Source organism: Aeromonas sp. R6-1, from assembly GCF_040908165.1.
In the GTDB taxonomy this organism is placed as follows: domain Bacteria; phylum Pseudomonadota; class Gammaproteobacteria; order Enterobacterales; family Aeromonadaceae; genus Aeromonas; species Aeromonas caviae.
Map to the genome: position 1 here is coordinate 383,441 of NZ_JBFODF010000053.1, position 22,753 is coordinate 406,193.

General features: G+C 61.4%; 18 protein-coding genes and 2 pseudogenes. 11 read left to right on the forward strand and 9 right to left on the reverse strand.

Translation table 11 applies throughout. From position 1 onward, the window contains the following. Positions 1–13 precede the first annotated feature (13 nt). The 5 genes and pseudogenes from trpCF to AB5Y68_RS18700 form a co-directional block, all read right to left on the reverse strand. Complete coding sequence (gene trpCF, locus AB5Y68_RS18680; RefSeq protein ID WP_039039195.1) at positions 14–1,519, reverse strand: bifunctional indole-3-glycerol-phosphate synthase TrpC/phosphoribosylanthranilate isomerase TrpF; 1,506 nt, start codon at positions 1,517–1,519, stop codon at positions 14–16. Continuing rightward, positions 1,519–2,532 (reverse strand): anthranilate phosphoribosyltransferase, encoded by a 1,014-nt coding sequence (trpD, locus tag AB5Y68_RS18685; protein ID WP_010673697.1) that lies wholly within the window; start codon positions 2,530–2,532, stop codon positions 1,519–1,521. The genes trpCF and trpD overlap by 1 nt, the downstream gene beginning before the upstream one ends. A 10-nt stretch (positions 2,533–2,542) precedes the next feature. Continuing rightward, entirely contained in the window at positions 2,543–3,142 is a 600-nt protein-coding gene (locus AB5Y68_RS18690; protein WP_039039194.1) for an aminodeoxychorismate/anthranilate synthase component II, read from the reverse strand. Positions 3,143–3,158: 16 nt separating this feature from the next. Next, a pseudogene (locus tag AB5Y68_RS18695) lies at positions 3,159–3,230 on the reverse strand (anthranilate synthase component II); the annotation flags it as partial. Beyond that, positions 3,223–4,857 (reverse strand): anthranilate synthase component 1, encoded by a 1,635-nt coding sequence (locus AB5Y68_RS18700; RefSeq protein WP_039039193.1) that lies wholly within the window; start codon positions 4,855–4,857, stop codon positions 3,223–3,225. The gene AB5Y68_RS18700 and the pseudogene AB5Y68_RS18695, both read right to left, overlap by 8 nt. 424 nt (positions 4,858–5,281) lie before the next feature. Here AB5Y68_RS18700 and AB5Y68_RS18705 point away from each other — a divergent pair, with 424 nt between their 5' ends. From AB5Y68_RS18705 to tesB, 7 genes are all read left to right on the forward strand, one after another. Further along, positions 5,282–6,163 (forward strand): PHP domain-containing protein, encoded by an 882-nt coding sequence (locus AB5Y68_RS18705; RefSeq protein WP_039039192.1) that lies wholly within the window; start codon positions 5,282–5,284, stop codon positions 6,161–6,163. Between the two features lie 125 nt (positions 6,164–6,288). Continuing rightward, positions 6,289–6,909, forward strand: a complete 621-nt coding sequence (locus AB5Y68_RS18710) for an L-threonylcarbamoyladenylate synthase (protein ID WP_010673702.1) — start codon at positions 6,289–6,291, stop codon at positions 6,907–6,909. Next, entirely contained in the window at positions 6,902–7,783 is an 882-nt protein-coding gene (locus AB5Y68_RS18715) for a ScpA family protein (RefSeq protein ID WP_010673703.1), read from the forward strand. Before AB5Y68_RS18710 ends, AB5Y68_RS18715 begins: the two co-directional genes overlap by 8 nt. 41 nt (positions 7,784–7,824) lie before the next feature. Next, positions 7,825–8,517, forward strand: coding sequence for an SMC-Scp complex subunit ScpB (scpB, locus tag AB5Y68_RS18720; protein WP_039039191.1), 693 nt, complete (start codon positions 7,825–7,827; stop codon positions 8,515–8,517). Then, complete coding sequence (gene rluB / locus AB5Y68_RS18725; protein WP_039039190.1) at positions 8,510–9,433, forward strand: 23S rRNA pseudouridine(2605) synthase RluB; 924 nt, start codon at positions 8,510–8,512, stop codon at positions 9,431–9,433. Before scpB ends, rluB begins: the two co-directional genes overlap by 8 nt. Before the next feature lie 213 nt (positions 9,434–9,646). After that, on the forward strand, positions 9,647–10,018 hold the full coding sequence (locus AB5Y68_RS18730; protein WP_039039189.1) for an endonuclease domain-containing protein: 372 nt from the start codon (positions 9,647–9,649) through the stop codon (positions 10,016–10,018). 181 nt (positions 10,019–10,199) lie between these two features. After that, the gene (gene tesB, locus AB5Y68_RS18735; protein ID WP_039039188.1) at positions 10,200–11,063 is read left to right on the forward strand and encodes an acyl-CoA thioesterase II; all 864 of its coding nucleotides are present in this window, start codon (positions 10,200–10,202) and stop codon (positions 11,061–11,063) included. Positions 11,064–11,128: 65 nt separating this feature from the next. On the opposite strand, the gene AB5Y68_RS18740 is transcribed toward tesB, so the two are convergent. From AB5Y68_RS18740 to AB5Y68_RS18750, 3 genes are all read right to left on the reverse strand, one after another. Then, positions 11,129–12,304 carry a dicarboxylate/amino acid:cation symporter gene (locus tag AB5Y68_RS18740; RefSeq protein WP_039039187.1) on the reverse strand — a complete coding sequence of 392 codons (1,176 nt, stop codon included), beginning with the start codon at positions 12,302–12,304 and terminating at the stop codon, positions 11,129–11,131. Between the two features lie 168 nt (positions 12,305–12,472). Beyond that, positions 12,473–13,036: a bifunctional 2-polyprenyl-6-hydroxyphenol methylase/3-demethylubiquinol 3-O-methyltransferase UbiG gene (locus AB5Y68_RS18745; RefSeq protein ID WP_234704011.1), complete on the reverse strand. Its 564-nt coding sequence runs from the start codon at positions 13,034–13,036 to the stop codon at positions 12,473–12,475. 91 nt (positions 13,037–13,127) lie between these two features. Next, positions 13,128–13,763, reverse strand: a complete 636-nt coding sequence (locus AB5Y68_RS18750) for a TetR family transcriptional regulator (RefSeq protein ID WP_039039186.1) — start codon at positions 13,761–13,763, stop codon at positions 13,128–13,130. A gap of 154 nt (positions 13,764–13,917) precedes the next feature. Between AB5Y68_RS18750 and AB5Y68_RS18755 the strand changes: the two genes are divergently transcribed. The 4 genes and pseudogenes from AB5Y68_RS18755 to AB5Y68_RS18770 all read left to right on the forward strand — a co-directional run bounded on the left by AB5Y68_RS18755 (position 13,918) and on the right by AB5Y68_RS18770 (position 20,875). Continuing rightward, complete coding sequence (locus AB5Y68_RS18755; RefSeq protein WP_010673710.1) at positions 13,918–15,099, forward strand: efflux RND transporter periplasmic adaptor subunit; 1,182 nt, start codon at positions 13,918–13,920, stop codon at positions 15,097–15,099. Between the two features lie 17 nt (positions 15,100–15,116). Beyond that, positions 15,117–18,266: an efflux RND transporter permease subunit gene (locus AB5Y68_RS18760; RefSeq protein ID WP_010673711.1), complete on the forward strand. Its 3,150-nt coding sequence runs from the start codon at positions 15,117–15,119 to the stop codon at positions 18,264–18,266. Further along, complete coding sequence (locus tag AB5Y68_RS18765) at positions 18,259–19,674, forward strand: efflux transporter outer membrane subunit (RefSeq protein WP_039039185.1); 1,416 nt, start codon at positions 18,259–18,261, stop codon at positions 19,672–19,674. Before AB5Y68_RS18760 ends, AB5Y68_RS18765 begins: the two co-directional genes overlap by 8 nt. Positions 19,675–19,878: 204 nt before the next feature. Further along, positions 19,879–20,875 (forward strand): annotated as a pseudogene (locus tag AB5Y68_RS18770) (IS481 family transposase). A gap of 140 nt (positions 20,876–21,015) precedes the next feature. Here the strand turns inward: AB5Y68_RS18770 and AB5Y68_RS18775 are convergent. Then, complete coding sequence (locus AB5Y68_RS18775) at positions 21,016–22,242, reverse strand: hypothetical protein (RefSeq protein ID WP_160290072.1); 1,227 nt, start codon at positions 22,240–22,242, stop codon at positions 21,016–21,018. Between the last annotated feature and the right edge of the window lie 511 nt (positions 22,243–22,753).

A 22,753-nucleotide genomic window follows, 5' to 3' on the forward strand; every position in this document is an offset into this window, starting at 1 on the left:
GTCACGGGGGCGCTCACAGTTGGCGCAGGGTGCCAAAGGCAGCCGCCAGCTTGTGGGCATCCTTCCTGCCCGGGGCACTCTCCACCCCGGAGTTGAAATCAAGGCCCACACAGCCCACTTGCGCGGCCTCGAGGGCGTTGTCGGGGTTGAGCCCCCCTGCCAGCATCAGTTTGCTCTTGTCGAGCCCGGCCAGCAGAGTCCAGTCGAACGCCTGACCGGTGCCGCCGCTCTGGCTGCCGACTTTCGTATCCAGCAGCAGGCGATCCGCCGGGTAGTCGAGGGCGGGCAGGGGCTCGCCGCTCGTTATTCCTACGGCTTTCCAGATCTGGCAGCCCGCCGGCAGCAGGGGGCGCAGGGTCTCGATATAGGCGGCGTCTTCATCCCCGTGCAGTTGCACGGCGGCGAGCCCCAGTGCATCCACCGTCTTGGCGATGGTGGCGGGCTGGGCATTGCGAAACACCCCGACGTAAGAGAGCGGCGCACCCGCCATCACGGCGCGGGCGGCGGGAATGTCCACGTAGCGCGGGCTTTTCGCCACAAAGATGAGGCCGCCGAACACGGCGCCCGCCTGATGGGCGGCGGCGGCGTCCTCGGGACGGGTCAGGCCGCACACCTTGTTCTGGCCGAGCACGAGCTTGCGCACCGCGGCCTCCAGATCCGGCTCCGCCATGAGGGAGGAGCCCACCAAGAAGCCCTTGGCGTGGTGGCGCAGGGCCGCCACCTGGGCGCGGTGGTTGATGCCGGATTCGCTGATCACCACCCGATCCCCCGGGATCCTGGCGGCCAGCTGCCGGGTGCGGGCAAGATCGACGCTCAAATCCCGCAGATCCCGGTTGTTGATGCCAATCACCGGGGCGCCGAGGTCGATGGCGCGGGTCAGCTCCTCCTCGTTGCTCACCTCGGTGAGCACCCCGAGGCCCAACTCTTTCGCCACGTTGAACAGGGCGCGATACCCCTCGTCGGTGAGCACGGAGAGCATCAGGAGGATGGCGTCCGCCTGATAGTGGCGGGCCAGATAGACCTGATAGGGGTCAATCATGAAGTCCTTGCAGAGCACCGGCTGCTGGACGCGGCCCCGTACCCGGGGCAGGAAGGCGAAATCCCCCTGGAAGAACTTCTCGTCCGTCAGCACCGAGATGGCGGTGGCGTAGTGGCCATAGATGTCGGCGATGGCCTCCGGGCTGAAGTCGTTGCGGATCAAGCCCTTGGAGGGGGAGGCCTTCTTGCACTCCAGAATGAAGCGGGTGGAGCCTTGGCGCAGATCCCCCTCGAAATCCCGATCGCTCGGGGTCAGCGCGTCCTGGAAGCTCGCCAGGGGCTGGCTCTCCTTGCGGGCGGCGACCCACTCCTGCTTGGCCGCCACGATCTTGCCGAGGATGGTCTGGCTGATGGAGGCCATGTTCAGAAAGGCGTGGGGAGCAATGACATCTGACATCTCGTTATCCTTGCGAAGCTGGCTGTTGCCCGTCGGGCGTTCTGGGTGAGTGCCCCTGGGGCACGCTGTGGTGGTGGCTGACATCATGCCTCCTGATGGCTCAGGGTGGCGAGATCCCGGGCGAGGAGGGCGGCCTGGCCGCTTGCCAGCACCGCCAGCACCCGGGCGGCGGCCTGCCGAAAGTCCGGGGCCTCGCCCGCCATCACCAGGAGCGGCGCCACGTTGGCGGCGATGGCGGCGTTGTGGGCCGGGCTGCCGCGCCCTTCCAGGATGGCGGCGGTGATGGCGCGGTTCTCCTCGGGCTCACCGCCCTGGATGGCGCTGACCGGATAGGTATCGAGGCCAAAGTCCGCCGGAGTGAGCAAGTACTCGCGAATTTCGCCGTCGCGGATCTCCGCCACCTGGGTCGGGCCGTGGATGGCAATCTCGTCGAGGCCGGCTCCGTGCACCACCATACCGGTTTTCAGGCCGAGTGCCAGCAGGGTTTCGGCGATGGGGCGCACCAGCTCGGGGGCATAGACCCCCATCAGCTGGAAGCTGGGGCGAGCGGGATTGATGAGCGGCCCCAGCACGTTGAACAGGGTGCGGGTCTTGAGGGCCTGGCGCACCGGCATGGCATGGCGCACCCCGGCGTGGTACTGGGGGGCGAACAGGAAGCAGACCCCGAGCTCGTCCAGGCAGCGGCGGGCCTGGGCCGGACTCATGTCGAGCTTGATGCCCATTTTATCGAGCAGATCGCTCGACCCCGACTTGCTCGAGACCGAGCGGTTGCCGTGCTTGGCCACTTTCAGGCCGCAGGCGGCGGCCACCAGGGCCGAGGTGGTGGAGACGTTGATGGTGTTGAGGCCGTCCCCTCCGGTGCCGACGATGTCGCAGAAGGCATAGTCCGGGCGCGGGAAGTCGCGCGCTTCGGCCAGCAGCGCCTCGGCGGCGCCGGCGATCTCCTCCGGGGTCTCCCCCTTGATCTTGAGGGCGGTCAAAAGGCTCGCGAGCACGATGGGATCCACTTCACCACGAACCACCTGGCCGAAGGCGTCGCGGGCGGCGTCGCGGGTGAGAGACTGACCCTGATAGAGGGTATTGAGATGTTGATGCATGGTCTCTTCCTTACCGCACGTGGCTTTCTGGACGGGTGACATGGGCGAGGGCCTGGGTGAGCAGGCGGGCCCCTTCGCTGGTCATGATGGATTCCGGGTGGAACTGGAAGCCCAGCACCCGCTCGTCACGCTGCTCGATGGCCATGGGCATGCCCTGATAGTGGGCAATCACCTGCAACTCTTGTGGCACATAGGTGGCCACCAGGGAGTGGTAGCGGGCCACCGGCAAGGGGCTCGGCAGCCCCGCGAAGGCGCCATGGCCGTTGTGCTCGATGAGAGAGCGCTTGCCGTGGACGATTTCCCCCGCCGCCCCGACGGTGCCGCCGTAGGCTTCGCACAGGGCCTGATGACCGAGGCAGATGCCGAGGATGGGCACCCGGCCCCGGGCCAGCTTGATGAGATCGATGAGGCAGCCCGCCTCATGGGGGGCGCCCGGCCCCGGGGAGAGCACCAGGACTGCGTCCCCTTCGCAGGCGTCGATCTCCTGCATGATGCGGCTCGCCGGCAGGCTGTTGCGGTAGATGCGCACCGGGTAGCCCAGGGTGCGGAACTGGTCGACGAGGTTGTAGGTAAATGAATCGAAGTTGTCGAGCAGGAAGATATTAGTCATGGGACTGCTCCTTCGAAGTGCGGAACTGGTCGGCCAAAGCGTTGTAAGTGAACGAGTCGAAGTTGTCGAGCAGGAAGATGTTAGTCATGGCTCACGTCCTTGTGTTGTTCCTGCTGGGCGCTGAGGGCCTGCAGGGAGGTGCCATGGCTGGCAGCGATGGCGGCCAGCACGGCCGCCGCCTTGGCGCGGGTCTCGTCCGCCTCGGCCTGGGGTTTGGAGTCATAGACCACCCCGGCGCCGGCCTGGACATGGGCGACCCCCTCTTTCACGAAGGCGGAGCGAATGACGATGCAGGTGTCCATCTCACCAGCGCCGTTCAGATAACCCACGGCGCCGCCGTAGCTGCCGCGACGCTTGCCTTCCACCATGCGGATAAGCTCGCTGGCGCGCAGCTTGGGGGCACCGGTCAGGGTGCCCATGTTCATGCAGGCCTGGTAGGCGTGCAGGGCGTCAAGGTCGGCGCGAAGGGTGCCCACCACCCGGGAGACCAGGTGCATGACGTGGCTGTAGCGATCCACTTTGAGCAGATCCTTGACGTAGCGGGTGCCGGGGGCGGAGATGCGGGCGATGTCGTTGCGGCCCAGATCCACCAGCATCAGGTGCTCGGCCACCTCTTTCTCGTCCTGGCGCAGCTCCAGCTCGATGCGGCCGTCCAGATCCAGGTTGATGCTGCCGTCCGGGTTGAGCCCACGGCGGCGGGTGCCGGCGATGGGGTACATCTCCACCTGGCGGCTGTTGGCGCAGAACTTGACCGCGCTCTCGGGGGAGGCGCCAAACAGGGTGAAGCCCTCGTCCTGCACGTAGAACATGTAGGGGCTGGGGTTGGTCTGCTTGAGGCGGCGATAGGCGGCGACGGGATCCGGGCAGGGGAGGGAGAAGCTGCGGGACGGCACCACCTGGAAGATGTCACCACGGCGGATGAAGCCCTTGAGCTTCTCGACCTCGGCGCAGAACTGCTTGTCCCCCTTGTCGACGGCCAGGGCGCCGGTCAGCGGCGCCGTGCCCTGCGGCGCAGGCAGCGGCTGCTGACAGGCCTGTTTGAAGGACTCGAGGCGAGCGGTCAAGCGGGCGTAGCGCGCGTCCAGCTGCTCATCCTCTTCGCCGCCGAACAGGCAGGCCACCAACTGGGTGCTCTGCTTGATGTGATCGATGGTGATCAGGGTTTCGGCCACATAGAAGCAGTAGTCAGGGCAGTCGTTGCTCCCCTCTGGCACCTCGGGCAAGTCTTCAAAGGAGGCGATGAGGTCGTAGGCGAAGCTGCCCGCCATGAAGAGGGCCTCTTTGCCCTGCGGGCATTGCAGCTCCCGCTGCAGGGTACGCAGCACGTCCAGCACGCTGCTGCCCTTGAGGCGGCTGTCTTCGTCAAGCTCCCGATCGGACGCCGGGAAGTCGAGGTGCAGCTCGTCCGCCACCCGGGTCTGGGTGATGACGGCGGGCAGGCGCTGCTCCAGCAGGCGCAGCAGGGCGGCGCCGTTGTCGCCGAGGGGGCGCACCTGCACGGCGCGGCCGCGGCACTCGATGCGCAGGCAGGCGTCCACCAGCAGCAGGCTCTGGGTGCCGGCCTTGGAGTCGATCTCCACCGATTCGAGCAGCAGGTTGTTGGGTCTGTCCTGGCAGAGTCGGGTATAGAGTGCCAGGGGGTCTGTCACATAGGGGGCATTGAGCCGGATGGTATCGAATTCGCCCAGGGGCAAACGGGTCTTGTTACCTGTCATAATGCCTTCCCTTGCATGTGTTGTGTGTCACCGATGGTCATGGCGCTGTCTCTCTTGAAAATGGGTCGGGTTCGGGTCACGTCAGCGAGTTCGCCATCGCCATGTCAGTGTGCTTCTCTGAATTGTCGGTTTCATCACAGGTCCATTTGCCGGATAATAAAAAAGCCCGCTGGGGTCAGCGGGCTTTTTCTTTGGGTTCTTAACTTGCTGTCAGATTACAGGTACAGCAACGACCACACGCCCGCATGTCAGGGAGTGTGCCACCACCAGATGGTCAGGATGGAAGTCGCTTGCATGAGATTGAGTCCTGTAAAAAGATGTTTGCAATGAAGTGCCTACAGAAAACGATAAAGCCGCGGCCAAGTCAAGTCGCTTTTTTGCCGGCCTTTTCCAGGCAGGTCCCAAACAAGAGCGAAACACGCCGATGAGATTCGATCTTCATTGCCACACCACCGCCTCGGACGGGGTGCTGAGCCCCGCCGACCTGGTGCGCCGCGCCGCCGAAAAAGGGGTGGAGGTGTTAGCGGTCACTGACCACGATACCCTCGACGGGCTTGAAGAAGTGCGCCAGACCATCTCGGCCGACCAGTTGCCACTGCGCCTGGTGAGCGGGGTGGAGATCTCCACCGGGTGGGAGCATCACGAGATCCACATCGTGGCCCTCGGGGTGGACGAGAAAAATCCCCAGTTGCTCGCCTTTCTGGCAGGGCAGCGGGCTCGCCGGGAGGCGCGCGCCGAGGAGATCGGGCGTCGTCTGGAGAAGTGCCTCATCCCGGGCACCTATGAAGAGGCCAAGCAGCTCGCCGGTGACGCCGCCGTGACCCGGGCCCACTTTGCCCGGGTGCTGGTGGCGCGCGGGGTGGCCGACAATATGCAGAAGGTGTTCAAGAAGTACCTGAGCCGGGGCAACAAGGGCTATGTGCCCGCCGAGTGGCCCGGGATGGGGGAGGCCATCGAGGCCATCCACGCCGCAGGCGGGCTGGCGGTGCTGGCCCACCCGAGCCGCTACAATCTCACCGCCAAGTGGATCAAGCGGCTGCTGGTGGCCTTCAAGGCCGTCGGGGGGGATGCCATGGAGGTCTCCCTGCCCCAGCAGAGCCCCCAGGAGCGGGCGAATCTCGGCCAGTGGGCCAGGGAGCACGATCTCTATATTTCGGTGGGGTCCGATTTTCACTTCCCCTCCAACTGGACCGAGCTTGGCCGCCACCTCTGGCTCCCCAAGGAGGGGATGCCGCTGTGGCTGGGTCACCCCGGTCATTTCGGGCTCACCCCCGAGGAGCATGCGGGCCTGCTGGCCAGCCGCTGACCCCCCGGGCCGGCATCTTTGATGCAGGCGAGTCTGCGTCAAACAGGTTAAGGTAGTGTCATGGGCCAAGGGGCCCTTGACCATGAAGCGGGCAACGAGCGTGCCCCCTATCGCGAGAAGAGCATATGAGTCAGCATTTTTACGTACATCCCGACAATCCCCAGGTTCGCCTCATCAGCCAGGCGGTGCAGATCCTGCAAAACGGCGGCGTCATCGTCTATCCCACCGACTCCGGCTACGCCCTGGGCTGCCAGATGGGCAACAAGGATGCCCTGGAGCGCATCTGCCGCATCCGTCGCATCGAGCCGAACCACGACTTCACCCTGGTGTGCCGGGATCTCTCGGAGATCTCCACCTATGCCAAGGTGGACAACACCGCCTTCCGGCTGGTCAAGAACAACACCCCCGGACCCTACACCTTCATCTTCAAGGCCACCAAGGAGGTGCCGCGTCGCCTCATGAACGAGAAGAAGAAGACCATCGGCATCCGGGTCCCGGCCAACAACATCGCGCTGGCCTTGCTCGAGGCCCTCGGTGAGCCGCTGCTCTCCACCACCCTGATCCTGCCGGGCTCCGAGATGGCGGAGTTCGACCCCGAGGAGATTGCCGACAAGCTCGGCAAGCAGCTGGATCTGGTGGTCAACGGCGGGTATCTGGGCGAGCAGCCCACCACTGTGGTGGACTTCTCCGACGACGAGCCCGTGTTGCGTCGGCGCGGTGCCGGGGATCCGACGCCGTTTGAGTGATCTTGCCGACCCCGTGCCCGCGCTGACAACCCCCGCGGGCACGACGGGGGAGGCTTCCCTTCCCCCGCCCATCGCCACCGTGCTGGGGCAGCCCTACCATGAGCTGCCTCAGGACTTGTTCATCCCCCCCGATGCGCTGGAGGTGTTTCTCGACACCTTCGAGGGGCCGCTGGATCTCTTGCTCTACCTCATCCGGCGCCAGCAGCTCGACATCCTCAACCTGCCCATCCTGCAGATCACCGCCCAGTACATGGAGTACGTGGATCTGATGCAGGGCCTCAACCTCGAGCTGGCGGCGGAATACCTGCTGATGGCGGCCTGGCTCGCGGAGATAAAGTCCCGCCTGCTGCTGCCCAAGGCCCCGGAGCTGGAAGACGAGGAGGAGGGAGAAGATCCCCGCGTCACCCTCATTCGTCGCCTGCAGGAGTACGAGCGCTACAAGCTGGGGGCGGAGCGGGTCAATGCCCTGCCGAGGGTGGAGCGGGAGATCTTCGTCGCCGCCGCCATGGCGCCGGATTTTGGTGCCTTGAAGCCATTGGCGCCCGATGTTTCTCTGGTTGAACTCGCCCTTTACATGCAAAGTGTGGTAAAACGCGCGACTCATTTTGAACATCACCAGATCCGCCGCGAGCAGATCCCGACCCGGGTACGGATGGCGGAGATCCTCGCCATGCTCTCCCTGGGCCAGACCCTGCGCCTGGAGCAGGTGCTGCGGGCCGAGGAGGGGCGCATGGGGGTGCTGGTGACCTTCCTGGCCCTGCTGGAGCTGTGCAAGGAGCAATTGATCTGGATCTTGCAGGCGGAGCCTCTGGGCCCCATCCATTTTGCCCTGGCCAGTCAGGGGAAAGGGGAGGAGCATGAGCATCTACACTGAGCGAGGGGCGGCGCCAGGGGCGCGGACCCGGGAGGTCCACCGTGGCGCTGCCTGCTGAACGATTGAAGACCCTGATCGAGGCGGCGATCTTCGTGGCGGGGCGTCCCCTCACGGTGAGCGAAATTAAGGGCAGCGTGCTCTCGGACTACCCGGTCACCGGCCGCTATGTCCAGCTGCTGCTGGCAGAGCTCAGACAGGATTACAGCGAGCGGGGGGTCGAGCTCAAAGAAGTGGCCTCCGGCTGGCGTTTCCAGGCCCGCCAGGAGTATGCCGAGGAGCTGTCGCGCCTGTGGAGCGAGCGGGCTCCCCGTTATTCCCGCGCCGTGATGGAGACGCTGACGCTGATTGCCTATCGTCAGCCCATCACCCGGGCGGAGATAGAAGCCATCCGCGGGGTGGCGGTGTCGAGCCAGATCGTCAACACCCTCAAGGAGCGTGGCTGGGTGCGCAGCATCGGCCACAAGGAGGTGGCGGGTCGCCCCGAGCTGCTCGCCACCACCCGTGAATTTCTGGACTATTTCAACCTGCAGAGTCTGGAGCAGCTCCCCGAGCTGGATCCCGATCTGCAGGCCCCCTTGTCGCTCATGCCGGGCGAGGGCGGTGACGGTCAGCCTCTGGCAGGCCGTGCTGAGCATGAACATGGTGGGGAGGCCAACGGGGCCGTCCCACAAGAGCCAAGGTTGTCCGCGATGTCGGCGGGCAGCGATCAACAATCAGGTAAACCCGATGAGTGAAAAACTGCAAAAAGTATTGGCCCGCGCGGGTCAAGGCTCCCGTCGTGAGATGGAGGCCCTGATCACCGCAGGTCGGGTCAGCGTGGATGGCAAGGTCGCCACGCTGGGGGATCGCGTCGAAGTGAACGCCGTGATCCGGGTGGATGGCCACCAGGTCAAGACCCGCGCCGCAGAGGAAGTGATCTGCCGCGTGCTGGCCTACCACAAGCCCGAAGGGGAGATGTGCACCCGCCACGATCCGGAAGGACGTCCCACCGTGTTTGATCGTCTGCCCAAGATGGATGGCGCCCGCTGGATTGCGGTGGGCCGCCTCGACGTCAACACCTCCGGTCTCTTGCTGTTCACCACCGACGGCGAGCTGGCGAACCGCCTGATGCACCCGAGCCACGAAGTGGAGCGGGAATACGCGGTGCGCGTCTTTGGCGAGATCACCGAAGCCATGCTGCAGCGCCTGCGCAAGGGCGTGCAGCTGGAAGATGGCATGGCCAAGTTCAACAAGATCAAGCCCGCCGGTGGCGAGGGTCTGAACCAGTGGTTCAACGTCACCCTGACCGAGGGCCGCAACCGGGAAGTGCGCCGCCTGTGGGAGTCCCAGGAAGTGCAGGTGAGCCGCCTGATGCGTATCCGCTACGGCGACGTCAAGCTGGATCGCGGCATCCCCCGCGGCGGCTGGCAGGAGCTGAAACTCCCCGAGGTGAACTACCTGCGCGGCCTGGTCAACCTGCCCAACGAGACCGAATCCAAGGTCGATCTGCAGCAGGATGGCAAGAGCACCCGCCACAAGCAGGCCGCCCAGATCCGTCGCGCCGTGAAGCGCCACAAGGAGATGCAGGGCAAGGAGCCGCGCGCCCGTGCCACCACCGCCCGTCGCAAGCCGACCTCCTCCACCCGCAATTCCGGCACCGGCAGCAAGTAAGGCGCCGCCACGGGCCGCTCGCCCCCGACACGCCACAAGCCCGCACCCCAAGGTGCGGGCTTTTTTGTTTTCTGCTCCTGCCGGGCTCCTTGAGACTGAATCGCACAGGGGAGAGAAAGGGCCAGACAAGCTCCTCCCCCTTTTGAAGGGGGAGGCTGGGAGGGGGTGATTAGTTGTTATGCTGACAGGGGTCATAGTCGGAGGAATACTGTCATGAACGAGAAGCCAGTTCGTGTTTTCAACCGCGAGGCCACGCTGGATAAACGGCGTGAACAGCGAAACAATCCAACAGAGCCTGAACGGCGATTGTGGCAGGCGCTTCGGGCTGGGCAACTCGGAGTCAAGTTTCGCCGTCAGCAAGGTATAGGCCCATACATTGCGGATTTTTACTGCCCCGGGCGGTTGTTGGTCATTGAGGTTGATGGCGACAGCCATTTTGACATGCGGGGTCTGCGTCATGACAAGCGACGGGATGCCTACATGGCGGCCCTGTCGCTGACGGTACTGAGATTTAGCAACAGGGAGGTGATGGAAAATCTACCCGGGGTGGTTGTCTCTATTCGGGCATGGCTTGATCGCGTCTGACCCCACCCCAGCCCTCCCCTTGCCAGGGGAGGGGGCCAGAGTGCCCTCTGTACGGGCTGGAAAGCGCCATACACTTCCCTTTTTTGAAGGGGAGGTGGTTGCAGACGGGGATGTGCATCAGGATGGTTGCCCTGCCGGGACGGGCTTGTTAGCCTTTCGCGCACAAAGACAGGAGAAACCAATGAGCAAGGTACTGGATGAGCTGCTGGCGTTGCTGGCGCTCGAAAAGATCGAGGAGGGCCTGTTTCGGGGCCAGAGCCAGGATCTCGGGTTGCGATCCGTGTTTGGCGGACAGGTGATGGGGCAGGCCTTGTCAGCCGCCAAGCAGACGGTGGCAAGCGATCGCCAGGTCCACAGTTTCCACTCCTACTTCCTGCGCCCCGGGGATGCCAACAAGCCCATCGTCTACGACGTGGAGAACATCCGCGACGGCCAGACCGTCTCTACCCGCCGGGTCAAGGCCATCCAGAATGGCAAGCCCATCTTCTACCTCAACGCCTCCTTCCAGGTGGAGGCGGAGGGCTTCGAGCACCAGGCGAAGATGCCGGCCGGCATCACGCCTCCCGAGCAGCTCAAGAGCGAGCTGGAGCTGGTGCGTCCCTACGAGCAGATGATCCCGGCGGCCCTGCGGGACAAGATCCTGTGCGAGAAGCCCATCGAAATTCGCCCCGTGACCCTGGTGGACCCCATCCGCCCGGATGTTCACGAGCCCCTTCGCTACACCTGGTTCAAGGCCAATGGCCCGGTGCCGGACGATCAGCGGGTCCACAACTACCTGCTGGCCTATGCCTCCGACTTCCACTTCCTGTTCGCCGCCCTGCAGCCCCACGGGGTCTCCTACTGGGAGCCGGACATGCAGGTGGCCACCATCGATCACTCCATGTGGTTCCACCGGGAGTTCCGGCTGGACGACTGGCTGCTCTACGTGGTGGACAGCCCGAGCGCCAGCGGCGGTCGGGGTCTGGTGCGCGGCCAGTTCTTCACCCGGGATGGGGTATTGGTGGCGAGCACCATGCAGGAAGGGGTGATCCGTCGCCGGGGCTGAGACGCCCCCTTGCACCAACGAAAAACGGGAGCCGATGGCTCCCGTTTTTTTATGTGCCTGCGCTATCAGGCTGCGTCCTGCTCGGTGCTGAGTGCTGGCTCGCCCCGGGCGAAGCGGTCGGCCCACAGGGCGATGACGCCATCACCGGTGACGTTGCAGGCGGTGCCGAAGCTGTCCTGGGCCAGGTAGAGGGCGATCATCAGGGCGATGGAGGCCTCACCGAAGCCGAGCATGGAAGTGAGCAGGCCGAGCGCGGACATGACACCGCCACCCGGTGCGCCCGGCGCGGCAATCATGATGACGCCCAGCATCATGATGAAGGGCACCATGGTGCCGTAGCCCGGAATGGCCAGGTGTTCGGAGAGGAACATCACCGCCGTGGCGCAGGTTACCAGGGTGATGGTGGAGCCGCACAGGTGGATGGTGGCGCACAGGGGCACGGTGAAGTTGGCGATGCCGTCGCTCACGCCGTTGCGCTTGCTGGCTTGCAGGGCCACCGGAATGGTGGCGGCGCTGGACATGGTGCCAAGGGCGGTGAAGTAGGCGGGCAGCATGTTCTTGATGAGCATGACGGGGGAGCGCCCCTGGGCGAGGCCGGTGCCGACGAACAGGACGCAGAGCCAGATCCAGTGCATGACGATGGCCATCACCAGCACTACCCCGAAGGTCTTGAGGGTGGCGAAGACGGTGCCTTCCACCGTCATCTCGACGAAGACGCCGGCGATGTAGAAGGGGAGCAGGGGAATGATCACGCGTGCCAGCAGGCGGTCGATGATGTCACGGCCCTGATCGGCGACCCGGCGCAGGTCGGTGGCCTGGGTGGCGCTGATGCCGATGCCGAACACGAAGGCGGCGGCCAGGGCCGACATCACCCCGAACAGGGGCGGGATCTCGAGGTTGATGTAGGAAGCGAGCTTGGTGGCTGCCGCGGCGGTGGGCTCGGCGGCCGTGGTCAGGTGCGGGATCAGGTGGCTCGCCACGGTGAAGGCGAACAGGCCCGCCAGTATGGTGGAGCAGTAGGAGAGCCCCACCGTCTTGCCCAGCAGCTTGCCGGAGTTCTTCGGCAGGCTGGCGATGCCGCTCATGATGAAGAAGAGGATGATGAGAGGGATGGTGAAGGTGATGAGCTGGCCTATCACCGTCTTGGCGGTGAACAGCACGCGGGCGACCCATTCGGGGGCATAGAGACCGAGCAGCAGGCCGGCGAGGATACCGGCAACCAGATTGAGAACGAGTTTCATGGGGGAATCCAGGTGTTGGTGTCTGATTTGTTATTTAATTTTGATTTTAATGCCGCTTTTTAACACAAACACCGCATCTTGTCTGCTTTATGGTGGTTAACTCAGGGTTAAATATTGTTAATGGGATGAATGCCGTGAGGTGTCACTGACCTCGGGGGGGGTCGCGGATCAGCACCGCACCAGCAAGGCGTGCAGCCAGGGGCCGTTCACCTCATCTTCCCCCACCCAGCCATGGTGCAGGGTGAAGGGGAGGGGAGCGATCAGGCGTCGCAGCCCCGCCTCGTCGAGCCGGGTGTGCAGGGGATATTCCCCCGACCGTGGCAGCGGTTCGCCCTTCCCGTGGGGGAAGGAGGCGTAGAGGGGGCCCCCGGCCTTGAGCAGGGTGGCCAGATGACCGAGCGCCGGGGCTATCTCTTGCTCGGGCAGACAGGGGAGGGAGCCGCTGGCCCAGATGCCGTCATAGGGAACGACGCTTCGCATCTGCTCGAAGCGGCAGACTCGCACCGGCTGGCCGCACAGGCGCGAGGCGGCAGCGGCCTGCGCCCGGCTCGCATCGAAGGCGGTCACGATGAGGCCTTGCTGGCGAAAGAGACGCAGATCCTCTCCTGCCCCGCAACCGGCCTCCAGCAGATGACGGCCGCTGCCCAGCAGGGCCAGGAAGAGGGCATGGGCGCCTGCCACGAGGGCGGGGCGAGGGGCGGCGTCGTGCGCCGGCGCGGGGGCGTGTGGCAAGGGTGTCGGGCTCATCGTGGTGGGGGGGCGTTACTCTAGCAGGTTTGCCCCCGGCTGTTGAGCATTGGCGGGGGCGGCGCGTCTTGCTGACTCAGGGGTGGCGGCGAAGGGTGGGGCTCGCGATGAGGGTGAATAGGGTATCGAGGAGGAAGTCCGACTCCTCAATCAGATCGATGCGATCCGGGAAGTGCAGCCAATTGATGATGTAGCCGTCCAGAGTGCAGTGGAGCAGGGTGGCGGCGCGGCGCAGATCCAGCCCCTCGGGCAGTTGGCCGCGGTGCACGGCATTGGCCAGGGTGATCTCCAGATCCCGGAAGAAATTCATGGATTGCAGGTGCATGTGCTCGCGCATGACGGCGGCCTCTCCCTCCATGGATTCCAGATTGAACATGATGGTGAACATCTGCTGGTGGGCGGGCTCGGTGCTGATCTTGAGCATCACCTCCTTGAGAAAGCTGCGCAGCTTGCCCAGGGGATCGGCCTCCGCCTCGTCGACGCAGGCATCGAGCTGGTGGGAGAGGGGGGCACACAGCTCCTCCCACAGGGTGACGAACAGCTCTTCTTTATTCTTGAAGTGCCAGTAGATGGCGCCCCGGGTGAGGTCCGTCGCCTTGGCGATATCGGTCAGGCTGGTGCGCGCCAGCCCCTGTTGGCAGAAGAGATCCAGGGCCGTGCTCATGATGTTGCAGCGGGTTTGCTGCGCCTCTTCTTTGGTGCGTCTGGCCATTGACTCCGGTCCTGTTTAAAAGTGAAAAAAGTTTCTTACATACATTCATGAATGTATGTATATTGCCTCATCTTCGCCGTTTTACCAACAGGGGCCTTATAAACCCTGTGGTTTTGTCACTTCTTTTTGATTGAAACTGAGGTTCAGAGACTTGATGCATAAACATATTCTCGCACGTTCGGTCGGCCTTGCCTTGCTGGCAAGCGGCCTGCTGGCTGGCTGTGGTGACAAGGACGGGGCCCAGCAGGCCATGGGGGAGATGCCTCCCGCCGCCGTGGACGTGGTCACCCTCCATACGGCCCCCCTGCAACTGTTGTCCGAGCTCACCGGCCGCACCGCCCCCCTGCGGGTGGCCGAGGTGCGTCCCCAGGTGAACGGCATCATCCTCAAGCGCCTGTTCACCGAGGGGAGCGACGTCAAGGCCGGTCAACTGCTCTATCAGATTGATCCCGCCGTCTATCAGGCCGAAGTGGCTTCCGCCAAGGCCAACCTCGCCAAGGCCGAGGCCAACGAGCGCAGCGCCCGCCTCAAGGCCCAGCGCTACGCCGAGCTGGTGAAGGTGAAAGCCATCAGCAGCCAGGAGTATGACGACGCCGACGCGGCCTGGAAACAGCAGCTGGCCGAGATCGGGGCCGCCAAGGCCGCATTGCAGACCGCCAACATCAACCTGGCCTACACCCGCATCACGGCCCCCATCAGCGGCCGCATCGGCAAGTCGGCGGTGACCGAGGGTGCCCTGGTGACCGCCCAGCAGGCGGACAGCCTCACCTCCATCTCCCAGCTCGATCCCATGTACGTGGACGTGCGCCAGTCCACCGCCGACCTGCTGCGGCTCAAGCGCCTGGTGGCCGAGGGCAAGCTGACCCAGGGGGAGAAGGACGGGGCCGGTGTCAGCTTCCAGCTGGAAGATGGCAGCCAGTATGGCGAGAAAGGAGCCCTCCAGTTCTCCGATGTGACCGTGGACGAGGCGACCGGCATGGTGACCCTGCGGGTGATCGTGCCCAACCCGGATCAACTGCTGTTGCCCGGCATGTTCATGCGCGCCACCCTGCAGGAGGGCGAGCGCCCGCAAGGCCTGCTGGTGCCCCAGACTGCCGTGACCCGCACCCCCAAGGGCGGTGCCACCGTCATGGTGGTGACGGCGGACAACAAGGTGGAACTGCGTGAAGTGCAGGTCGGCCGCATGTCCGGCGACAGCTGGGTGGTGGAGTCCGGTCTCAAGGCTGGCGAGAAGGTGATCGTCGCCGGTCTGCAGAAAGTCAAACCCGGGGTCGTGGTGGCGCCCACTGAACGTGCCGGCAACAGCGCACAACAGACCCCGGCAACCAAGCAGTAGGATGGAGTAGTCGCCTCATGGCACGTTTTTTCATAGATAGACCCATTTTCGCCTGGGTGATCGCCCTGGTGATCATGCTGGCCGGGGCCATGGCCATCATCGGCCTGCCGGTGGCCCAGTACCCGACCATCGCCCCGCCGGCGGTTGGCATCTCCGCCAGCTACCCGGGGGCCTCCGCCAAGACGGTGGAAGACTCGGTGACCCAGATCATCGAGCAGAACATGACCGGGCTGGATCACCTGCTCTACATGTCGGCGCAATCCGACTCGTCAGGGAACGTCAGCGTGACCCTCACCTTCAAGCCGGGCACGGATCCCGACATCGCCCAGGTGCAGGTGCAAAACAAGCTGCAACAGGCCATGTCGCTCCTGCCCCAAGAGGTGCAGCAACAGGGCGTGCGGGTCCAGAAGACCTCCAGCAGCTTCCTGATGGTGGCCGCCTTCATCTCCACCGATGGCGCCATGACCAACGATGACCTGGCGGACTATGTGGTAGCCAACATCAAGGAGCCCCTGAGCCGTCTGGACGGGGTCGGTGACATCACCTTGTTCGGCAGCCAGTACTCCATGCGCGTCTGGCTCGATCCCCACAAGCTCAACCGGGTGCAGATGACCCCGGCCGACATTCAGGCCGCCATCAAGGCCCAGAACGCCCAGGTTGCCTTCGGCAAGCTGGGGGGGACCCCTGCGGTGAGCGATCAGCAATTTACCGCCACCATCATGGGCCAGACCCGACTCTCCACCGTGGAGGAGTTCAACAACATCCTGCTGCGGGTGAACCAGGACGGCTCCAAGGTCCAGCTCAAGGACGTGGCCCGGGTCGAACTTGCCGGTGAAAACTACGACGCGACCGCGCTCTACAACGGCCAGGCCACCGCCGCCGTCGCCATCAAACTGGCGACCGGTGCCAACGCCCTGGACACCGCCGAGCACGTGCGGACCAAGCTGGGTGAACTCTCCGAGTACTTCCCGGCCAACATGGAGATCGTTTATCCCTACGACACCACGCCGTTCGTGAAGATCTCCATCGAGGAGGTGGTGCAGACCCTGATCGAGGCGATCTTCCTGGTGTTCTGCGTCATGTATCTGTTCTTGCAGAACTTCCGGGCAACCCTGATTCCGACCATCGCGGTGCCCGTGGTCCTGCTCGGCACCTTCGGGGTGATGGCGGCCTTCGGCTTCTCCATCAACACCCTGACCATGTTCGGTCTGGTGCTCGCCATCGGCCTCTTGGTGGATGACGCCATCGTGGTGGTGGAGAACGTGGAACGTCTGATGAGCGAGGAGGATCTCTCCCCCCTCGAGGCGACCCGCAAGTCCATGACCCAGATCACCGGCGCCCTGGTGGGCATCGCCCTGGTGCTGTCGGCGGTGTTCGTGCCCATGGCCTTCTTCGGTGGCTCTACCGGTGCCATCTATCGCCAGTTCTCCCTCACCATCGTCTCGGCCATGGTGCTCTCGGTGCTGGTGGCCCTGATCCTGACCCCGGCCCTGTGCGCCACCCTGCTCAAACCCATGAAGCACGGTGAATTCGGCGCCCAGCGCGGCTTCTTCGGCTGGTTCAACCGCTTCTTCGACACCAACGCCAACCGTTACCAGAACGGCGTGCGCAAGGTGATCAAGCAGGGCACCCGCTACGGCATCATCTATCTGGCCATGCTGGCGGTGCTGGCGGTGCTCTTCATGCGCATGCCCACCTCCTTCCTGCCGGAAGAGGATCAGGGGGTCATCATGTCCATGGTGCAGCTCCCGGTGGGGGCTACCAAGGAGCGGACCGAGGTGGTGCTCGGGGAGATGCGCGACTACTTCCTCGAGAACGAGAAGGAGAACGTGGACTCCGTGCTGACGGTGGCGGGCTTCAGCTTCGCCGGTAGCGGTCAGAACAGCGGCATGGCCTTCATCAAGCTCAAGGACTGGAGCGAGCGCAAGGGAGAAGAGCGCAGCGCCAATGCCATCATCGGCCGCGCCATGGGGTTCCTGTTCAGCATCAAGGAAGCCCAGGTCTTCGCCTTCAACCTGCCCCCCATTCCGGAACTCGGCACGGCCACCGGCTTCGACTTCTTCCTGCAGGACCGCGGCGGTCTGGGTCACGAGAAGCTGATGCAGGCGCGCAACCAGTTGCTCGGCATGGCGTCGCAGGATCCCAACCTGGTGCGGGTACGCCCGAACGGGATGGAAGACACGCCCCAGCTCGACATCAAGATCGATTACGAGAAGGCGCTGGCCCAGGGGCTCTCCATCACCGACATCAACAACACCCTGTCGGCGGCCTGGGGCTCCTCCTATGTGAACGACTTCGTCGACAGAGGCCGGGTCAAGAAGGTCTATCTGCAGGCGGATGCCCCTTTCCGGATGAACCCGGAAGATCTGAAGCTGTGGTACGTGCGCAACAGCGCGGGCCAGATGGTGCCCTTCTCCGCCTTTGCCAGCACGGAGTGGAGCTTCGGCTCGCCCCGTCTTGAGCGCTACAACGGTGTCTCCGCCATGGAGATCGTCGGTGAGGCGGCCCCGGGCAAGAGTACGGGTGATGCCATGGCGGCCATCGAGGAGATGGTGAAACAGTTGCCGGAAGGGATCGGCATCGAGTGGACCGGACTCTCCTTCCAGGAGCGTCAGGCAGGCTCCCAGGCGCCGGCCCTGTACGCCATCTCGCTCCTGGTGGTCTTCCTCTGTCTGGCGGCCCTCTACGAGAGCTGGAGCATTCCGTTCTCGGTCATGCTGGTGGTGCCGCTCGGGGTGCTGGGGGCCATTTTGGCCGCGACCCTGCGCGGGCTTGAGAATGACGTCTACTTCCAGGTGGGCCTGCTCACCACGATCGGGCTGTCGGCCAAGAACGCCATCCTCATCGTCGAGTTCGCCAAGGAGCTGCACGACAAGGGGATGAGGCTCGGGGATGCGGTGGTGGAGGCCTCGCGTCAGCGCCTGCGCCCCATCCTGATGACCTCGCTCGCCTTCATCCTGGGGGTACTGCCCCTGGTGATCAGCACCGGGGCAGGCGCCAGCAGCCGAAACGCCATCGGGACCGGCGTGATGGGGGGGATGATCAGTGCCACCGTGCTCGCCATCTTCTTCGTGCCGTTGTTCTTCGTGCTGGTGATGCGCTATTTCACCGAACGCAAGCATGCCGGGGAAGAGAGTGTCCACACCAAGGAGATCAACCATGACTAAGACCCTGATCGCCCTGGGCGTGACCCTGATGATGGGGGGCTGCTCCATGGCCCCCGACTACCAGCGCCCCGAGCTGCCCCAAGGCGCCTCTTGGCAAGCTGACCTGGCCGCCAAGGGGGAACTTGCCCCCTGGCGCCAGCAGTTCCAGGACCCGGCCCTGCAGACGCTGATCGGCACCGCCCTTGAGAGCAACCGGGATCTGCGCCTGGCAGCCCTCAACGTCGAGGCCTACGAGGCGAAATACCGTATCCAGCGGGCGGCCCAGTTGCCGACCCTGGCCGCCAGTGGCAGCGGCACCCGCCAGCAGGGATCCGACGATCTCAGTAGTACGGGGCAGGGCACCATCAGCAGCCAGTACGGCGCCAACATCGGCATCACCGCCTATGAGCTGGATCTGTTTGGCCGGATCCAGAGCCTGAAAGATCAGGCCCTTGAGACCTATCTGGCGCAAATCGAGACCCAGCGCAGCACCCAGATTGCGCTGGTGGCCTCGGTGGCCAATGCCTACTTCACCCTGCTGGCGGATCAGGAGTTGCTGGCCCTGAGCCAGGCGACCCTCGCCACCGAGCAGGAGAGCTATGCCCTGACCGAGCACAAATACCGCCTGGGCGCCGCCTCCGAGATGGAGCTGGCCCAGGGGCGCACGGCACTGGAAAACGCCAAGGTCAGCCAGGCGCAATACCAGCGTCTGGTGAAGCAGGACAGAAACGGTCTGGCCCTGCTGCTTGGCACCGATATCCCGGTGCTGGCGGCACAACCGGCTACCCTGGCCGAGGTGAAACTGGCGCCGATCCCGGTGGGGGCTCCCTCCAGCCTGTTGCAGCAACGCCCGGACATCCTGGCGGCGGAGCACAACCTGAAGGCGGCCAACGCCAACATAGGGGCGGCCCGCGCCGCGTTCTTCCCGACCATCTCGCTCACCGCGACGGCTGGCACCGCCAGCAACCAGCTGAGCGGTCTGTTTGACGGCGGCACTGGCACTTGGACCTTCATGCCCCAGATCAATCTGCCCATCTTCGATGGCGGCAAGCGCGTTGCGGATCTGGACGTGGCCGAGGTGGGGACCAGGCAGGCGGTGGCGAGCTACGAGAAGAGCATCCAGACCGCCTTCAAGGAGGTTGCGGACACCCTCGGTGCCCAGGCGGACTACGCGCAGCAGTTGCAGGCGCAGCAGGCGCTGGTGGATGCCAACCTGACCTACTTCAGGCTGGCGGAGGTGCGTTACGAGCAAGGGGTGGACAGCTACCTGACCCGCCTCGATGCCCAGCGCTCCCTGTTCAGCGCCAAGCAGGGGCTCATCAGCACCCGGCTCGCCCAGCTGAATAACCAGGTCGCCCTCTACAAGGCCGTCGGTGGCGGCTGGCAGGCGCCGAAGGACGCAGAGCCGGCATCAGACAAACAGGGTTGACCCCTCGGGGTTGACGTAAAAAGCATCAGGGGCGCACCACTAGGTTCGCCCCGTTTTTTATCTGTCATGTCGAGAAGCCAAATCGAGGTAGGTGACAAAGGTATGAAAGTGCTATTCACCTGACTGTTGTCCACAAGGGAGTGGTCATATGGCTTCAAACCGGATAACAAAACGGTATCCCTACCGTGTTATCTGGAGTCACCGTTGACCTGCAACGAGAAAATAGCACGCTGTAAACTCCGCTTGTTAAAGCTCGCCAAAGATCTCAATAACGTAAGCAAAGCCTGCAAGCTTATCGGCCGAGGGCTTGCTCGACAAACTGCCCGGCTGTAAAGGGCACATCCCAACCGGGTCGCTCCCGAGATTGAACAGGCCATCCTCGATAACTCTCTCACCAATCCAACCCAGTACCCGCTGTGGTCTGCACAAAGACGTGTCTGCAAAGCATCAACGTCAGTGCGGGCGATCTGAGTGGCGTATGACAACGTCACGACCTGCTTTCCAAGCTCGGCCGCTTGTTGTGCCTCGAGAAAACCCATCGGGAGTAGACGATGGAGCTCAATGATGAATAAGTTCGCCTGCTCTAGCGCTTCAGTCCTGAGTTTCGCGAACGCCAGATCGAAGTTAACTACATTGGGGAACTGGTGGCGTGCGATACCTTCATCGTCGGTGTACTCAAGGAGGACAAGGTGTATCTGGAAATCGTGCTGGACGGCTAAAACCGTCATGCCTGGGGACGGCACTATACCGGCAAGTTGCCGGTGACTTCGGTTCATGTGCTCAATGAAACGGTCCTGCCGTTCTTTGAAGCACATGAACCGTGTGTCTATCCCATCTCCTGTCAGATAACTGGCGCGCGTTCTGCGGACGCCCTGACCATCATCCCAACGAGCTGTTCTTGCAACTGGGGGATTGAACTCTGGACTAACACGGTACGCAGGCCACAGAGCAATGACTTTATCGAACGACTGCATCGTACCATGCTGGATGAACACTTCCTTATCAAGAGGCGGACGACCAAGCCGTAAGGTTCCGGAATGAGTCAGTGGGGCAGATTCAGACAGATTTACATCGCTACCTGGAGCGCTGCAACACCCAGCTGTCACATCTGGGTAGGATGTTGGAGGTACATACCTCCTATCGTATGTTCAAGAAGGGGCAAAAGTTGACACCGAAGGAACTGCGCTCTAAATCAGCGTAACCAAAACACCGGTTTGAGGCCGGTGTCAGGTGATAACCATAGCGGTACAGTTATTATAATCAACAACACTGCATTAAATAATCACAAATTGATTTTTGAGATATTTTCAATAGTAGTGATTTTACAAAAACAAGTGTTAGCTAAACCTGTGAGAAAAACTCCACTAGAGACTTAATAGATACATGGTCATCTTTTGCTTTTCTAAATATATCACGTAAAATATCCCTTTTTTCACTACTTAATAGTATTCTGTTTTCAATGGTGTCGCGGATTATGCCTCGTTCTAAAGTACGCCTCTTAGGAATATCGATCTTGATTAATTTGTCTCGCAGCAGCATTTGCCTAATAAATGATTTTAAATCAAGCTTATCCTTGGAATCATCAATGCTAAGAGTGTACTCATCACCATATGCATTTCTTGAGGCAGGGGACTCAAAACGATAACCCCATGTGTACCCAGTTTTCTCGGTTATCCTATTGTTCCAGAATTCATATATTAATAGTGGTAAATCACTTTCAATGTCAGAGGTAAATATAGAGATGAAGTGGATATGAAACCCTATATATGGTGAGTGATCCACTTTCATTATATAACCAACCATGTTTTTTAATGTTGCGTCTCTAACTAAGTTCCTTAATAGACGGTCTTTCAGATGCAGCATGCTGATTAAATCACTCTCGCAATCTAAAAAGGATGTTGCACGTTTAAAAGGGTCATCAAATATGTCTTTATTTGGTATTATCCCAAGTCGCATCGTAACTACACGTAACCCACCATGAATCTTAACTAGATCATCAATGTAATTTATACAAGAAGCAATATTTTTCTCTGCAGAAAAATAGAACTCTTTAATCTGTTTCTTGTTAATAACTTTTGTTTTGCGAGTTTCATTGTCATTAACGCTCTCTTTACTCATGTCCTTTATAGGGTTAGCTACACTTGTGTAATACGGTTTATGATAAATAAACGTCATGAAGTTTTTACGTATATCAAGTGGATGCATATCATAAATATTGATGCGATGGCACTTACAGAATTCTATAAAAAAATATAGTAATGGATTTATTTTATGAGTTTTTAATTTTTCAATTTCATCTCGTAGCTCATAGGCAACATCCAAAACGTTAACGCTTTTAGCTTCAGGTCTTATTATTTTTTTTGTTTTCTTTGGGGGAGGGAGCGATTCTTTAACTGAGTTTAATTTAATAATGCATGAAGTAAAACTAGTGAGTGCGCTATAAAATGAACCTAAAAAAATCACAGAAGGTTGTTTTGATGATGCATTAATCAAAATTGAGCCACTCTTATCTATGCGATAGTAAATAGAGTGGCTACACTCATTAAAATTTAAGAAAGCAAGCCTCATCTCTTCATTTATAGCCGAAAGGTAGGAATATTTACACCTAATTGATTCCACGACCCCCCCCCCATTAAAGTTAATATTCTTTTTTAGTGCATAAAAAACAATGGCTTACGATTTTGTGTTCTGGCTATCCTATACTATCTATCCGCGATCGTGAAGGCGACAGGTAGACCGATAAACTGTTTATCTAAGATATCCATCTGTATTCTAAACATATTTTCTTAATGTTTTTTTTTACTGACACACCCTTCTGATGACAAAAATCACGACATAACCATGATCAGCCAAGACAAAAATCTGCTCATCACCGACCTTATCAATCAGTTCGGTATGGAAATGTTAGCTTGCTATGACTACTTATACCCCAAACCATCCGAGACAATTCAGTACTCAATTGGTTGTCGTGAGTACATTGTCTATAGCTATAGCGTCGAAGTCAGTCTGGAGTGCACTTATCACACTTAGTGAGCTCCATAACTTACAGCCTCAACTCGCATGTGTTGAATAGTTGTCA